Source organism: Buttiauxella sp. JUb87 (genome assembly GCF_004361975.1).
Taxonomy (GTDB): Bacteria; Pseudomonadota; Gammaproteobacteria; order Enterobacterales; family Enterobacteriaceae; genus Buttiauxella; species Buttiauxella ferragutiae.
This window is the reverse complement of sequence record NZ_SNVY01000003.1, coordinates 120,736-135,669: the sequence shown is the minus strand read 5'-3', so window position 1 is coordinate 135,669 and position 14,934 is coordinate 120,736. Positions and strand designations below refer to the sequence as shown.

At 50.3% G+C, this 14,934-nt stretch carries 13 protein-coding genes; 4 read left to right on the top strand and 9 right to left on the bottom strand.

The window, feature by feature from the left end; translation table 11 throughout:
• Positions 1-25 precede the first annotated feature (25 nt).
• The gene (locus EC843_RS12740; protein ID WP_064549128.1) at positions 26-487 is read right to left on the bottom strand and encodes an Lrp/AsnC family transcriptional regulator; all 462 of its coding nucleotides are present in this window, start codon (positions 485-487) and stop codon (positions 26-28) included.
• Positions 488-613: 126 nt separating this feature from the next.
• On the opposite strand from EC843_RS12740, the gene EC843_RS12735 reads away from it, so the two are divergent.
• Together EC843_RS12735 and EC843_RS12730 are read left to right on the top strand one after the other, a co-directional pair.
• On the top strand, positions 614-1,666 hold the full coding sequence (locus tag EC843_RS12735) for a PLP-dependent cysteine synthase family protein (protein WP_133522336.1): 1,053 nt from the start codon (positions 614-616) through the stop codon (positions 1,664-1,666).
• Positions 1,667-1,730: 64 nt separating this feature from the next.
• Positions 1,731-2,945 carry a lysozyme inhibitor LprI family protein gene (locus EC843_RS12730; RefSeq protein WP_208111320.1) on the top strand — a complete coding sequence of 405 codons (1,215 nt, stop codon included), beginning with the start codon at positions 1,731-1,733 and terminating at the stop codon, positions 2,943-2,945.
• Between the two features lie 62 nt (positions 2,946-3,007).
• Here EC843_RS12730 and cof read toward each other — a convergent pair whose 3' ends face one another.
• On the bottom strand, positions 3,008-3,829 hold the full coding sequence (gene cof / locus EC843_RS12725) for an HMP-PP phosphatase (protein WP_064549111.1): 822 nt from the start codon (positions 3,827-3,829) through the stop codon (positions 3,008-3,010).
• Positions 3,830-3,930: 101 nt separating this feature from the next.
• Between cof and EC843_RS12720 the strand changes: the two genes are divergently transcribed.
• Both EC843_RS12720 and queC read left to right on the top strand, forming a co-directional pair.
• Positions 3,931-5,634 (top strand): SgrR family transcriptional regulator, encoded by a 1,704-nt coding sequence (locus EC843_RS12720; RefSeq protein ID WP_133522335.1) that lies wholly within the window; start codon positions 3,931-3,933, stop codon positions 5,632-5,634.
• A 78-nt stretch (positions 5,635-5,712) separates the two neighbouring features.
• Positions 5,713-6,408, top strand: coding sequence for a 7-cyano-7-deazaguanine synthase QueC (queC, locus tag EC843_RS12715; protein ID WP_064549114.1), 696 nt, complete (start codon positions 5,713-5,715; stop codon positions 6,406-6,408).
• Positions 6,409-6,441: 33 nt separating this feature from the next.
• Here queC and EC843_RS12710 read toward each other — a convergent pair whose 3' ends face one another.
• The 7 genes from EC843_RS12710 to clpP form a co-directional block, all read right to left on the bottom strand.
• Complete coding sequence (locus tag EC843_RS12710; protein WP_064549116.1) at positions 6,442-6,840, bottom strand: YbgC/FadM family acyl-CoA thioesterase; 399 nt, start codon at positions 6,838-6,840, stop codon at positions 6,442-6,444.
• 123 nt (positions 6,841-6,963) lie between these two features.
• Entirely contained in the window at positions 6,964-7,329 is a 366-nt protein-coding gene (locus EC843_RS12705; protein ID WP_133522555.1) for a helix-hairpin-helix domain-containing protein, read from the bottom strand.
• Between the two features lie 163 nt (positions 7,330-7,492).
• The gene (ppiD, locus tag EC843_RS12700; RefSeq protein WP_133522334.1) at positions 7,493-9,364 is read right to left on the bottom strand and encodes a peptidylprolyl isomerase; all 1,872 of its coding nucleotides are present in this window, start codon (positions 9,362-9,364) and stop codon (positions 7,493-7,495) included.
• 268 nt (positions 9,365-9,632) lie between these two features.
• On the bottom strand, positions 9,633-9,905 hold the full coding sequence (gene hupB, locus EC843_RS12695) for a nucleoid-associated protein HU-beta (RefSeq protein ID WP_034457998.1): 273 nt from the start codon (positions 9,903-9,905) through the stop codon (positions 9,633-9,635).
• A gap of 211 nt (positions 9,906-10,116) precedes the next feature.
• Positions 10,117-12,471, bottom strand: coding sequence for an endopeptidase La (gene lon, locus EC843_RS12690; RefSeq protein ID WP_064549120.1), 2,355 nt, complete (start codon positions 12,469-12,471; stop codon positions 10,117-10,119).
• Positions 12,472-12,778: 307 nt separating this feature from the next.
• Entirely contained in the window at positions 12,779-14,053 is a 1,275-nt protein-coding gene (gene clpX / locus EC843_RS12685; RefSeq protein WP_034457994.1) for an ATP-dependent protease ATP-binding subunit ClpX, read from the bottom strand.
• A gap of 130 nt (positions 14,054-14,183) precedes the next feature.
• Positions 14,184-14,807: an ATP-dependent Clp endopeptidase proteolytic subunit ClpP gene (gene clpP / locus EC843_RS12680; RefSeq protein ID WP_034457992.1), complete on the bottom strand. Its 624-nt coding sequence runs from the start codon at positions 14,805-14,807 to the stop codon at positions 14,184-14,186.
• Positions 14,808-14,934: the final 127 nt, after the last annotated feature.

The following is a 14,934-nucleotide window of genomic DNA, read 5'->3' as shown; positions in this document are numbered from 1 at the left end:
TGCTATTGAGGCCGGAGAACCTAACTTAGCGTTCCAGTGGCAAGGCCGTGGTGTATTTTATCTGTTCCATGGCAAAACTCGAAGTCACGTCGGTTAAACCAGGAATACCATTCACCAGCCGTTTGTAAAAATCATCGTACCGTTTCATGTCTTCTACCTGTACACGCATCAGGTAGTCGTACTCCCCCGCCATGCGCCAGAAACCGAGCACTTCAGGCATCTGCTCCACGACAGAAACAAATTTGCAGTACCACTCACTGCTGTGGTGTTGGGTTTTTATCAACACAAATGCTGTCAGACCGAGGCCGAGTTTTTCCGGGTCTAATAACGCAACTTTGGCGCGGATGATGCCGTCGTCTTCCAGCCGTTTCAGGCGTTTCCAGCAGGGTGTGGTAGTCAGATTAACGGCATCAGCGAGTGCCTGCAAAGAGAGGGTGCAGTCTTTTTGCAGCAAGGATAGCAGCTTGCGGTCAATTTTATCTAACATGGCGACCTCCGGGAGAAATTTTTTCTCCATTGAACGTTCCTGACAGGCTAAAAGGCAACTTTTTTATCTCATTTTTGCATTACTCTAGGCACAAATAGACAAACGAAAATTCATACGGACAACAACATGACCAGCATCTGGGTAAACCACGCAATAAGCGAAATTAACGCCGATTACCAACGTTCCGCCGATACACATTTAATTCGCCTGGCGCTGCCTGGTTTTCCCGGTATTCAGCTGTATCTGAAAGATGAAAGTACGCATCCAACAGGTAGCCTGAAACATCGTCTTGCCCGTTCGCTGTTTTTATATGGTTTGTGTAACGGCTGGATTAAAGAAGGCACCACCATCATTGAGGCGTCTTCCGGTTCTACCGCTGTTTCAGAGGCCTATTTTGCCCGTTTGTTAGGGCTGCCTTTTATCGCCGTGATGCCCGCCTACACGGCGAAACGTAAGGTTGAACAAATTGAGTTTTATGGTGGCCGCTGCCATTTCGTGGAAAACGCCTGCGAAATTTACGCAGCTTCTGAAACGCTGGCTCGCGAACTGAACGGCCATTATATGGATCAGTTTACTTACGCCGAACGCGCCACCGACTGGCGTGGCAATAACAACATTGCCGACAGTGTTTTCCGCCAGATGGAACATGAGCCTAATCCAGTGCCTGAGTATATTGTGATGAGCGCCGGTACCGGCGGCACTTCCGCAACGATTGGCCGTTATTTGCGCTACCTGGGGTATCCGACGCAACTGGCGGTTGTCGACCCGCAAAATTCAGTGTTCATGGATTATTGGCAGAACCGCGATTGCAGCCTGCGCAGTGCTATCGGCAGTAAAATTGAAGGGATTGGCCGCCCACGCTGCGAGCCATCGTTCATCCCGGATGTTATCGACGAAATGATGCGTGTCCCTGATGCGGCCAGTATTGCCACGATGCAATGGCTGGAAACGATACTGGGCCGTAAAGTCGGCGCATCGACCGGCACCAATATGTGGGGTGTGTTGCAGCTTGCCGCACGGATGCGTGATGAAGGGCGCACCGGTTCTATTGTGACGTTGCTTTGTGACAGCGGTGAACGTTATCTGGAAACCTATTACAACGCGGATTGGGTGAAGGCGAACATCGGCGATGTTGCGCCGTGGATGGCTGAAATTCACAAACAGGTGGCTGCACAATAGAATCCACAGGCGAGAAGTGAGGTATTATTGTTCTCCCCAAAAAGGACACTGAAAGGAACTCACTGTGCATATTCACGCTTCTCTTCGCTTTCCACGCCGGTTAGTTGACCGGCGTTTGTTACTGAGTCTCAGCCTGGCAGGCTTCTTCGTGGTTCATTCAACACATGCGGCCTCGTTCGATTGCAGCAAAGCGACAACGGCCATCGAACACGCTATTTGTGATAACGAAACACTGAGCCAGCTCGACAGTACTCTCAATGAAAAATACCAAACGGCAATGGCGAACCTGTCTGATGAAGGGGCAAGTGAGTTACGCAAAAACCAGCGTAGCTGGCTAAAAGAACGCGATGCGTGTAACGCCGATGCGGCTTGCCTGGAAAACCTGTTTAACCAGCGTAAATCCAGTCTACAAGCAACAACGCAACAGGCGGAAACTCAACTCGACGCGATTATTGCCAGTATTCCTGCCGATCCGGCAAATGCCGCTTATCAGTTGAAGCAGTATCGTGGCCCGCTTGCCTCCGCATGGCTGGTCTACCTCAATCGTTTTGAACCCACCAGTGGCGTCACGGCGGAAGAAGCGAAACAACGCCACCAGGTTGCGGTCACCGCGTTAAATAAACAGAACGACTTTGCAGCCTCATTGCTGAAAGATATTGAGAACGATCCTAAAACCAGCAAGAACGTTGCCGTACTGACCTTTCTGCGCATGACCATTGAGCAGGGCAGGTATGATGAAGTCCCTCCCCGCCCTGATGTTCATTGCTTTGTTTTTAGCCGCCAGGGCGATGCGGCTTATCGCGCTTTTGGGGCATTATGGGGTTCCTCTCGCGATAGCCAGGCCCCTATCTGCCCACCGCAAGGCAATCTTTTTGAACTACCTGCGTGGAAGCAGCTTAATAAAATCCTCGATCCAGTCATGAGTGCTGCGTACCCAAATTCGGGTACCATTCGTTATGCCAGCTATGCGGATTGGGCGATACTCCGGCTGCGTGCAACGCTCTCACCCACCGATTTCCTTAAGCCAATTGAAGGTCAATCGCAGGAATCCCCTGAGAAGAGAATTAGCGAATGGGATGACAAAAGCTGGCCAAAGGTGCAACGTGAACAGCTACTTATCGCGATAGATCCGGCAAGTAAAGCGACGATGGAGTGGCTACAAACAGAGCGAAAATTCACCGCCAGCGATGCCAGTAAAGCCTCAACAGCTATCGTTAATGCGTGGTTAAATGAGCAACTGGATTATCTCAGCGAGAATTTGTCGACAGGGGATCAGTGACGAATTATTCAGGCAATAACGAAAAAAAAGCCGGGCTAATGCCCGGCTGGCTTAATGCCTTATCATTCGGGGGAATAAGTGAGGTTTGGTGTATCAAGCCAATGAGTCAAATAATGAGAAACGGCCTGTTTTTGGCAATGACCAATAACAGGTAAATGCGGTAAATCTGCTTTCAGTTGTGCCATCGCGTTGCCCATGATTAATCCATGACCCACGCTTGAGAGCATTTCGCGGTCGTTCATCGCGTCGCCAAATGCCATACAATCTTTCATCGTCAGGCCAAGATGCTGACTTAATACCTTCAACGCCGAGCCTTTGTTGCAGCCCACCGGTAACACTTCTAAGCAATCTACCGCCGAGAAACAGAGAAACGCGCGGTCACCCAGCGCCTCTTCCAGTTGAACTTTCAGCCGTAGCAGGTCATCGTGCGGGCCACAGAAACAGGTCTTCGTCACTTCATCAGAAGGGATGCGTTTTACATCAACAATTTTCGGGCTAAAGCCGCTGTAAACGTGGGCGTTGAGCATTTCCCCAACTGCATATTCCGTTAACCAGCCGGTGTCATTAAACACGTGCAGGCTAGCCTGGGTTTCCCACTGCCCGTGAATCACGGTTTCCGCTGCCTCTGCTGCAAGATCCTGGCGGTGCAGAAGTTCGCCTTCCGTTGAGTGAATGCGTGTCCCGTTGCCGGTTATCAAAAACGCTTCCAGTGAGAGTTTGTTCAGGACATGGCGCATTTCCAGCACATGGCGACCCGTGGCAAATGCGAGTGTCATCTGGCGTTCATCGCGCAACCGGTTTAGGGTACGCACCGTTTCTTCGCCCAAAAGATGATTGGGCATTAACAACGTACCATCCATATCAAATGCAGCCAGACGAGCCATGTTTACCCCGATTTGTGACGACTAAAACACAGCTGGCAGTATCACCTGGTATATACGGAACTAATAGTGAATACTTTTTTAAAATTGTTCCGGGTTTAACTATGCGACTACTCAATCGACTCAACCAATTTCAACGTTTGTGGCAACCCTCGGCGGGGGAAATTCAACACGTCACCGTAGCGGATTTGGCCGCTCGCTGTTTTTGCAGTGAACGCCATGTGCGAACGTTGCTCAATCAGCTACAGGATGCGGGGTGGTTAACCTGGGAGGCGAAGTCCGGGCGCGGGAAACGCGGCACCCTGACATTTTTGGTGACGCCGGAAAGCGTTCGTTCAGGAATGATGGAACAGGTGTTGCACAAAGGACAGCATCAGAATGCGCTCGAACTGGCGCAGATCGCACCGGAACAACTGCGCCATTTGCTGCAACCATTTTTAGGTGGGCAGTGGCAAAATGATACGCCGACGCTACGTATTCCCTATTATCGTCCGCTAGAACCTTTGCAGCCGGGTTTTCTGCCAGGTCGTGCCGAGCAGCATTTAGCTGGGCAAATCTTTGCTGGCCTCACCCGATTCACCTCCTCTGGCACGCTCCCACAACCTGACCTTGCTCATCATTGGGAAGTCTCCGAAGACGGCCTGAACTGGAACTTTTTTATTCGCTCCACACTTCACTGGCACAACGGCGAGCCAGTGGAAAGCACGCAATTACAGCAACGTTTAATGATGCTGTTGGCACTTCCGGCAATGCGGCATCTGTTTGTCAGCGTGAAAAGCATTGAGCTCGCCCATACGCAATGCATCCGTTTTGTGCTGCATAGCCCCGACTACTGGCTGGCTCATCGGCTGGCGAGTTATTGCAGCCGCCTGGCCCACCCAGAAGATGACCAAATCGGCTGCGGGCCATTTCGCATCAGCAGCTATAAAGAGAATCTGGTACGCATCGAGAGCTTTGAGTCTTACCATCTCGGCCATCCGTTACTCAAAGCAGTGGAATACTGGATTACCCCACAATTGTTCGACACCGAACTGGGCACCAGTTGCCGCCATCCGGTGCAAATTGCCATTGGGCAACAAGATGAACTGGTCCATCTTCGCCCTGTCAGCAATAGCATCAGCCTCGGCTTTTGTTATCTGGCGGTGAAGCAAAACAGCAACTTGTCGCCAGAGCAGGCGCGCTTTCTGATGCAGGTAATCCACCAGCAACAGTTGATCGCCAGCCTGCCCGTCGATGAATCGCTGATCATGCCAAGCGTTGAGATGATCCCCGGCTGGAAAATTCCCGAGTGGACTCAGTGCGACGCGGTTGCGCTGCCGCCACAAGTGACGCTGCTTTATCATTTGCCGGTTGAATTGCACGTGATGGCCCAGCAGCTTAAAACATCTCTTGCTGCCTTAGGTTGTGAATTAACGCTAGTCTTCCACGACGCGAAAAACTGGACCGGGTGTGATGCGTTAGCTGAAGCTGATTTAATGATGGGCGACCGGTTAATTGGCGAGGCACCGGTCTACACGCTGGAGCAGTGGTTACGCAGCGATGTGCTGTGGCCTGCGGTTCTGACTGAAAACCAGTACACCCATTTGCAGGCAACACTCGATACCGTGCAAATCCACCCCGACGAAAATGCCCGCAATACAGGTTTGCAAGAAGTGTTCAGCGCATTAATGCGCGATGCCATCGTGTCGCCACTGTTTAATTACCGTTACCAGATTAGTGCGCCGCCAGGTGTAAATGGCATTGAATTGAACGCCTGGGGTTGGTTCGATTTTACTCAGGCGTGGTTACCGCCACCGACCATGGTTTGAAAACAATGGCGTCAAGGAGCTGGGCAGCCATACGCCCACGCGTTACCATATATTTTTAGTTGTTTAACAGGATTACACATGAAACGTGCAGTTGTCGTCTTTAGTGGTGGCCAGGATTCCACAACCTGCCTGATTCAGGCATTACAACAGTATGATGAAGTCCACTGTGTGACGTTTGATTATGGCCAGCGCCACCGTGCTGAGATTGACGTTGCCCGTGAGCTTGCTCTGAAACTGGGCGCGCGTGCGCATAAAGTTCTCGATGTCACTTTGCTGAACGAACTGGCTGTCAGCAGCCTGACGCGTGACAGCATCCCGGTGCCCAATTACGATCCGACAGAAAATGGCATTCCAAGCACTTTCGTACCCGGTCGTAATATTCTGTTCCTGACGCTAACCGCGATTTATGCCTATCAGGTTGAAGCGGAAGCGGTGATTACCGGCGTTTGCGAAACTGATTTCTCAGGTTACCCGGATTGCCGCGATGAATTCGTGAAAGCGCTCAATCATGCAGTCAGCCTCGGTATGGCGCGGGATATTCGTTTTGAAACGCCACTGATGTGGCTGGATAAAGCAGAAACCTGGGCGCTGGCAGATTACTGGCAGCAACTGGATTTGGTACGCCAGCAAACCCTGACCTGTTACAACGGCATTCAGGGGGATGGCTGCGGTGAGTGTGCGGCCTGCAACCTGCGGGCTAACGGGTTAAACCATTACCTGGCAGATAAATCTGCGGTCATGGCGGCCATGAAGCAGAAAACGGGTCTGAAGTAATTCAGCGGGCGTGGTTTTGCCACGCCCCATCAGTTATTCCATCATCTGTACTAACTTCTCGCGCAGTTCTCCTTCCAGCGGCACCGACTTCTGAGTTTTCAAATCGATACACACGAATGTCAGCAGCGCGTCCGCCACAACCTCGCCTTCAGGCTCAAGTTTAACCACCTGGCTTAAAACACCGCTTTTGCCATTGAGTTGTTGCAGGGAGCTTTCAATGCGTAATACATCACCAAGCACTGCCGGACGGCGGTAGTTAATATTGATGTTTACCACGATGAACGCAATGTTGTGGGCCGTCATCCATTGGAAACCCGCTGCGTTCTCCAGCCCTTCCCAGCGGGCTTCTTCAAGGAACTCAAGGTAGCGGGCATTGTTAACATGCTGATAGAAATCAAGATGGTAACCCCGAACTTTGATTTGTGTTTGCATAGCGCTAAAACCCTATTTTTAGTTTTGGTCATCAGGTGAAGTAAACAGGCCACACCAAACTGGTATGACCTGTCATTTAGCATAGCAAACTTTTTAACGTATGCGAGTAACGGGGCTAATGCGTCAGAGCTTAATGCGAGACAGATTGCGTTCGACTAACGCGCTGCCAATCCCTGGCACCTCCTGTAATTGCTCAATCGCCTTAAATGGGCCGTACTCTTCACGATAGCTTACAATCGACTGAGCTTTCTTCAGCCCCACACCATTCATCGCCTGCGCCATAGCTTCTGCACTGGCAGTGTTAATACTTACTACGCCATCGTCGGCATCACCTTGCTTCGCGGTGGTGACAGGTGCGGCTGGGGTTTTATCGCTTTGTTGCTGAGCCGCTTCATTTTTGACGACAGCCGGTGCTGCTGTAGCCAGAGAGCACGCGCTGGCACCGATAAGAGCTACCGCAATGCAGACTGCTTTCATTCCGCTTTTGATTCCTGTTTTCATGCTGTTCCTCCTTGTGTGTTGACAGCGAATTAACCTTAACGGGAGGGAAAAACAGGGGCAAATGGCAATCTTCAAATGTGGAAAAGGCCGCGAAAGCGGCCTTTGAATGTTGCAGAGCGTTGCACTGGAGTGCGAGCAACGCCGAAGAACGTTACTGCTGTTCGATGCTGTCGCCCATCTTGATTTTGGCTTCTTTGCGCAGATTGGTCATCAACGCTTCGAAAGCAATTTGGGCATTGTTCTGGGTGATACCTTGTACCATTGCTTTTTTCTGCTCAGCTGGCATATCACCGGGTTTAACTTCATCGACCGCTAACAGAACAACGTTACCCTGCATGTCGTTAGCCACGCCGAAGGAAGGCTTGTCTTTAGCTGGTAATGGCAGAGTGAAAGCAGCCTGGCTGATTGGGTCCTGGCCAGTACGCGCCAGCGTTTTTGCGGAACCGAAGCTCAAACCTGCAACTTTCATCGCTTCGTCGCCTTTACCCAGTTTCAGTTCGTTCAGGATTTTATCTGCATTCAGCTTCGCTTGTTGCTCAGCTTTTTGGTGTTTAACCTGTGCGATAACCTGCTCACGAACTTCAGCTAACGGTTTAATTGCTTCTGCTTTATGTTCTGCTACACGCACCACGAAAGCACGGTCACCCTCAACGGTAATGATGTCAGAGTTGCTTCCTGGCGTACCGTTAGCACCGACCAGAGCACCATTGAAAATAGCATCTGAAACCGGTTTGAAGTTCAGCTCAGCGGGTAGGTTATCGTGGCCAAACCAATCGGTTTCAACCGCTTTAACGCCAGCGACTTTTTCAGCACTTGCCAGAGATTCGTTATCGTTGCTTGCCGCGTCGCTCACTTTCTGTTGCAGCGCGTAGTATGCATCTACCGCTTTCTCTTGTTTCACTTTCGCCGCAATCGCATCTTTAACTTCAGACAACGGTTTGGTTTGCGCAGGTTGAACATCATCCAGACGAACCACCAGGAAACCAACAGAAGATTTGATTACCCCAGAAAGTTGGCCTTTATCTTTCAGACCTGCATTTTTCAGCTCGTCCGGTGTAGTTCCTGGCTCCAGCCAACCCATGTCACCACCCTTACGTGCAGAGATGATGTCCGCAGATTTTTCTTTAGCCAGTGCAGCAAAGTCAGCACCTTTGCTCAGCTCATCAAGAACCGCTTTAGCTTCGGCTTCAGTTTTGGTCTGAATCACGCTGTAGCGATTACGCTGAGGCTGAGTGAACTCGTCCTGATGCTGGTCGTAGTACGACTGGATATCAGCATCTGCGACTTCCACTTTCTGAGACGCCGCATCAAGCATGATGTAGCTGACCCGGAATTGCTCAGGAGCGATGTAGTTGTTTTTGTTTTGCTCGTAGCTGGAGTTAATTTCCTGCTCGGTAACTTCTTGCTTCGCAGCCAGTGCGTTCACATCAATTGTGGCTTCACGAACGACACGCTGCTGTGATACCAGGGCTGCCAGCTCATCAGTTTCACCGGTCAGCATGAAATCGGTGCCAACGACGGCGTTAATCAGTTGCTGAGTGGTCAGTTGATTGCGAAGTGCCTGCGCGTATTGATCGGGTGTCATGCCCATGTTGTTGAGGATGGAGGTATAACGCGCGTTATCAAACTTGCCGTTGTTCTGGAATGCCGGCTCTTTAAAGATGGCTTGTTTGATTTGTTCGTCGCTGATACCAAGGCCAAGGTGTTTGGCGTATTGATCCATTAACGCTTCATCAACCATGCGTGACAGCACCTGCTGACGCATCTGCTTAATGTAGCCTTCGTTGCCAGCCAGCACAGAGTACTGTTCGCCCAGTTGCTGCTGTTGACGATTACGTTCGCTAGCAACGGCGTTTTCAAACTGACCACGGCTGATTTCTTGACCATTCACTTTTGCGGCATAGTTGGCACTACCGCCAATCAGGTAGCCACTCACGCCAGTCAAAATGAATGACACGATAATGATGCCGAAAATTATCTTGATTACGAGGCTGTTTGCCGCCGTACGTAAATTGTCCATCATGGTGTAACAACACTCCACTGTAGTGTGAATGGTAAACCCAGCGCAGCCGCTAAATGGGCATCCCTGAATATGCGTACTGCTGTGCCGCTGTGTGCAAGCGGGTATTGTGACAAGAAAATGGGTTCAAATCATCAAACATGCGCAAAATTAGGCATCAGCCATAAAAAAAGGCACATCTAACGATGCGCCCTGACCTAACTTTACTCGACTTGCCCTATATCCCCGTCATCATTCAACCCGAATCACGCAGGTTAGGGCTCGCGATATATCAGTTAACAGCTTCTTTCAGCGCTTTACCAGCACGGAAGCCTGGTACTTTTGCAGCCGCGATGGTGATTTCTTTACCTGTTTGTGGGTTACGGCCAGTACGGGCAGCACGTTCACGAACAGCAAAAGTTCCAAAGCCAACCAGTGCCACGTCTTCCCCGGACTGCAGAGATTCGGTAACAGAAGCAATCACAGCGTCTAATGCACGTCCAGCCGCGGCTTTAGAAATATCAGCACCTGCGGCAATTTTGTCTATCAGTTGAGATTTATTCACTCTTCTCTTCCTCTCTTTATAATTTATATCGCACCAGATATCCTTCAAAGTGCGACCGCGCAGCAGTTATATCAGGCCTGTCATGCCCTTACAACACCCGTTGTTCAGGACATGCCTCACCAGCAGTCTAAAGTAGCGATACAAAAAAAAGCTGGCAAGTGACAATTCACCAGCCAGCTCTGATTTTATTGACCGAATATGCGTCAGGTCACTATTTTGCAGTTACAACCTGCATTCCGTAGGGTTCGTTTTGCAATGCAAGAGCCAAAACTTCCTCGATGCGCTTCACCGGATGGATATCCAGATCGGCGATAACATTGTCAGGAATCTCTTCCAGATCACGTTTATTTTCATCCGGAATCAGAACAGTTTTAATTCCACCACGGTGTGCCGCGAGCAGTTTTTCTTTCAAACCACCGATTGGCAGAACCTGACCACGCAGCGTAATTTCACCGGTCATCGCCACATCTGCACGAACAGGGTTACCTGTCAGGCAAGATACCAGCGCAGTACACATCGCAATACCCGCACTTGGGCCATCTTTCGGTGTTGCACCTTCCGGTACGTGAACGTGGATGTCGCGTTTTTCGTAGAAATCAGCATTAATGCCCAATTTCTCTGCACGCGCACGCACCACGGTCAACGCAGCCTGGATAGATTCCTGCATAACTTCACCCAAAGAACCGGTGTAAGTTAATTTGCCTTTGCCCGGCACACATGCGGTTTCAATGGTCAGTAAATCACCACCTACTTCGGTCCACGCAAGGCCTGTTACCTGCCCTACACGGTTTTCGCTCTCTGCACGGCCATAGTCAAAGCGCTGCACGCCAAGGAAATCTTTCAGGTTATCGCCGTTGATGGTGATGTGCTTGAGCGTTTTATCCAGCAGTAGCTGTTTAACCGCTTTACGGCATAGTTTGGAGATTTCACGTTCCAGACTACGCACACCCGCTTCACGGGTGTAATAACGGATAATGCCGCTAATGGCGCTGTCTTCAACCGTCAGCTCACCTTTCTTCAATGCGTTACGTTCGATTTGCTTGGTCAACAGATGCTGTTTAGCAATGTTCAGTTTTTCGTCTTCGGTGTAACCGGACAGACGAATCACTTCCATACGATCCAGCAGCGGTGCCGGAATGTTCATGGAGTTTGACGTTGCTACAAACATCACGTCGCTCAGATCGTAATCTACTTCCAGATAGTGGTCGTTGAACGCCACGTTCTGTTCTGGATCAAGAACTTCCAGAAGTGCAGATGCCGGATCGCCACGCATGTCTGAGGACATTTTATCGATTTCATCCAACAGGAATAATGGGTTTTTAACGCCCACTTTCGCCATTTTCTGAATCAATTTGCCCGGCATGGAACCGATATAGGTACGGCGGTGGCCACGAATTTCAGCTTCGTCACGTACGCCACCCAAAGCCATGCGCACATATTTACGTCCAGTCGCACGAGCGATGGACTGACCCAGTGAGGTTTTACCTACACCTGGAGGCCCAACCAGGCACAAGATTGGCCCTTTGAGCTTGTTAACGCGGCTCTGGACTGCGAGGTATTCCAGGATACGATCTTTCACGCGCTCAAGGCCGTAATGATCGGTATCGAGGACTTCCTGCGCCTGACGCAGATCTTTTTTCACTTTGCTGCGCGCATTCCACGGTACCTGCACCATCCAATCGATATAACCACGAACTACGGTTGCTTCCGCAGACATTGGCGACATCATTTTCAGTTTTTGCAGTTCCGCTTCGGTTTTTTCACGCGCCTCTTTCGGCATTTTAGCCGCGTCGATTTTGCGTTTTAGCGCTTCATTTTCGTCTGGAGCGTCGTCCATTTCGCCGAGTTCTTTCTGAATGGCTTTCATTTGCTCATTCAGATAGTACTCACGCTGGCTCTTTTCCATCTGCTTTTTAACACGGTTGCGAATACGTTTCTCAACCTGCAGCAGATCGATTTCTGACTCCATCATGGCCATCAGATATTCAAGACGCTCGTTAATATCGGACATCTCAAGAACGGACTGTTTGTCAGTCAGTTTCAATGGCATGTGGGCCGCGATGGTGTCTGCCAGACGCGCAGGATCGTCAATGCTGTTCAACGATGTCAGCACTTCTGGCGGGATTTTTTTGTTCAGTTTGATATAGCCTTCAAACTGCCCAATTGCGGTGCGTACCAACACTTCCTGTTCGCGCTCTTCGATAGCTGGCGAATTCAGGTACTCAGCCTGGGCTGAGAAATGGTCACCGTTGTCAGAAAGCGTGGTAATACGCGCACGCTGTAACCCTTCAACCAGCACTTTAACGGTGCCGTCTGGCAGTTTCAGCATTTGCAGGATGGATGCCACGGTCCCCACTGAGAACAGGTCATTGATACCTGGCTCATCTGTCGAGGCTTCTTTCTGCGCCACCAGCATGATTTTTTTATCATGATCCATGGCCGCTTCCAGGCAACGAATGGATTTTTCTCGCCCGACAAACAGTGGAATTACCATGTGCGGATAAACCACCACATCGCGCAACGGCAATACGGGGATTTCAATGCGTTCAGAACGCTCAGGATTCATAGAGCTCTCTCTTAGTTAAGGTCCGCCTGGTGATGGGGCGATGCCTCAGTCTATATTCTAAATCATTCAAATTGCAGCAAGGCGACCAGACCACGAATCTCCAGGAGCATAGTTGACTATGTGACTGGAGCGAGTGGGTGCAGTCAACGCACCTGCGGTTTGAAGGATGACGAATATCATGACATCACCAACAAGTAAGTCAGTATATGGGGATGTTTCCAGAGCATTCAATGCCAGGAATGAAGGAAAAGCAAAAGGGGGATATAAATCCCCCTTTTTATACTAACTGACTGGTTATTTTGGCGAATTATTCACCGGATGCTTGTTGTGCTTCCGGCTTACCATAAATTAATAATGGTTTGCTTTGACCGTCGATGACGGACTCGTCAATCACCACTTTCTCGACATCTTCCATAGAAGGAAGGTCGTACATGGTATCCAGCAATGCGCCTTCTACGATGGAACGCAGACCACGAGCACCCGTTTTACGTGCCATTGCTTTCTTAGCAATCGCATCCAGTGCTTCGTCGCGGAATTCCAGATCCACGCCTTCCAGATTGAACAACGCCTGGTACTGCTTGGTCAGGGCGTTTTTCGGCTCTTTCAGGATTTGAATCAGCGCTTCTTCGCTCAGTTCGGTCAGCGTAGCAACCACTGGCAGACGGCCGATAAACTCAGGGATCAGACCAAACTTGATCAAATCTTCTGGCTCAACCTGGCCTAACAACTGGCCTTCGGTCGCCTTCTGAGATTTACCTTTTACGGTCGCACCAAAGCCAATGCCTGAACCGGTTTCAACGCGGTTAGCAATAACTTTATCCAGCCCTGCAAATGCACCGCCACAGATAAACAGAATCTTAGAGGTATCAACCTGCAAGAATTCTTGTTGTGGATGCTTACGGCCACCCTGTGGTGGAACCGCCGCAACAGTACCTTCGATAAGTTTCAGCAACGCCTGCTGCACACCTTCACCAGACACATCACGGGTGATGGACGGGTTATCAGATTTGCGGGAGATTTTGTCGATCTCATCGATATACACGATACCGCGCTGTGCTTTCTGCACATCGTAATCGCACTTCTGTAGCAGTTTCTGGATGATGTTTTCGACATCTTCACCCACGTAACCCGCTTCGGTTAACGTTGTGGCATCAGCCATGGTGAATGGAACATCCAGCAAACGCGCCAGGGTTTCAGCCAGCAGGGTTTTCCCGCTACCGGTCGGCCCGATGAGCAAAATGTTACTTTTGCCCAGTTCGATACCGTTGGTGCTGTCGCCGTTACGCAGACGTTTGTAATGGTTATAAACCGCAACCGCCAGGACTTTCTTAGCCTGTTCCTGACCGATGACGTAATCATCGAGATGGTGACGGATTTCATGCGGAGTCGGCAGCGCACTACGTTCGCGATGCGGCGCGACTTCTTTAATCTCTTCGCGAATAATGTCGTTACATAAATCGACACACTCATCGCAGATATACACTGACGGCCCGGCAATCAGTTTACGCACTTCATGCTGGCTTTTGCCGCAAAAAGAGCAGTACAGTAATTTGCCTGAACCGTCTTTGCGCTTATCTGTCATCGGTAAAACCTCTTTTCTGTTTCTTTGCACCGTACTGGACGGCACAAGTGCCATTCTACGGCGCAGCCAATCGTAAGCGCGCTATGAGCCGCTACTTCAACTATAGTATACGGCTCACTGTTTTCGGGCGTTAGCTACGGTGAGTCAGGATTGAGTCAACTAATCCGTACTCTACCGCCTCGCTTGCCGCGAGGAAACGGTCACGCTCGGTGTCTCTTTCGATTTCTTCCAGAGACTTACCAGTATGTTGCGCCATGAGTTCGTTCATACGAGCTTTCACTTTCAGAATTTCGCGCGCATGGATTTCGATATCCGTTGCCTGGCCCTGATAGCCACCCAGCGGCTGGTGAATCATCACTCGTGAGTTCGGCAAGCAGAAACGCTTACCTTTAGCCCCAGCGGTCAGCAGGAAGGCGCCCATTGAACAGGCTTGTCCCATACAGATAGTGCTGACATCTGGTTTAATAAATTGCATCGTATCGTAGATAGACATACCAGCGGTAATGACGCCACCTGGTGAGTTGATGTAGAGATAGATGTCTTTTTCTGGGTTTTCAGCTTCCAAAAACAGCATCTGCGCCACAATCAGATTAGCCATATGGTCTTCGACCTGGCCTGTCATAAAGATGACACGTTCCTTGAGCAGACGGGAATAGATATCGTATGAACGTTCGCCACGCGATGTCTGTTCAACAACCATCGGCACCAGGGCCATATGGGGTGCAAATTGATCTCTTTCGCCACTGTATGACATTTCCGTCTCCTGGAATAATTTTGCCTTCGATACCTGCTGCACTGATTCTACTTGAGGCGCCAAAAGAAGACTACGCTCCTTGCCGCCTATCACCTTATCTGGACGGATTATCAGTCAGGGATCCATG

Coding starts and splice junctions, on each gene's coding strand:
- EC843_RS12735 (WP_133522336.1), top strand. CDS start 614: ATGACCAGCATCTGGGTAAACCACGCAATAAGCGAAATTAACGCCGAT.
- EC843_RS12740 (WP_064549128.1), bottom strand. CDS start 487: ATGTTAGATAAAATTGACCGCAAGCTGCTATCCTTGCTGCAAAAAGAC.
- EC843_RS12710 (WP_064549116.1), bottom strand. CDS start 6,840: ATGCAAACACAAATCAAAGTTCGGGGTTACCATCTTGATTTCTATCAG.
- EC843_RS12720 (WP_133522335.1), top strand. CDS start 3,931: ATGCGACTACTCAATCGACTCAACCAATTTCAACGTTTGTGGCAACCC.
- clpP (WP_034457992.1), bottom strand. CDS start 14,807: ATGTCATACAGTGGCGAAAGAGATCAATTTGCACCCCATATGGCCCTG.
- clpX (WP_034457994.1), bottom strand. CDS start 14,053: ATGACAGATAAGCGCAAAGACGGTTCAGGCAAATTACTGTACTGCTCT.
- queC (WP_064549114.1), top strand. CDS start 5,713: ATGAAACGTGCAGTTGTCGTCTTTAGTGGTGGCCAGGATTCCACAACC.
- ppiD (WP_133522334.1), bottom strand. CDS start 9,364: ATGATGGACAATTTACGTACGGCGGCAAACAGCCTCGTAATCAAGATA.
- cof (WP_064549111.1), bottom strand. CDS start 3,829: ATGGCTCGTCTGGCTGCATTTGATATGGATGGTACGTTGTTAATGCCC.
- lon (WP_064549120.1), bottom strand. CDS start 12,471: ATGAATCCTGAGCGTTCTGAACGCATTGAAATCCCCGTATTGCCGTTG.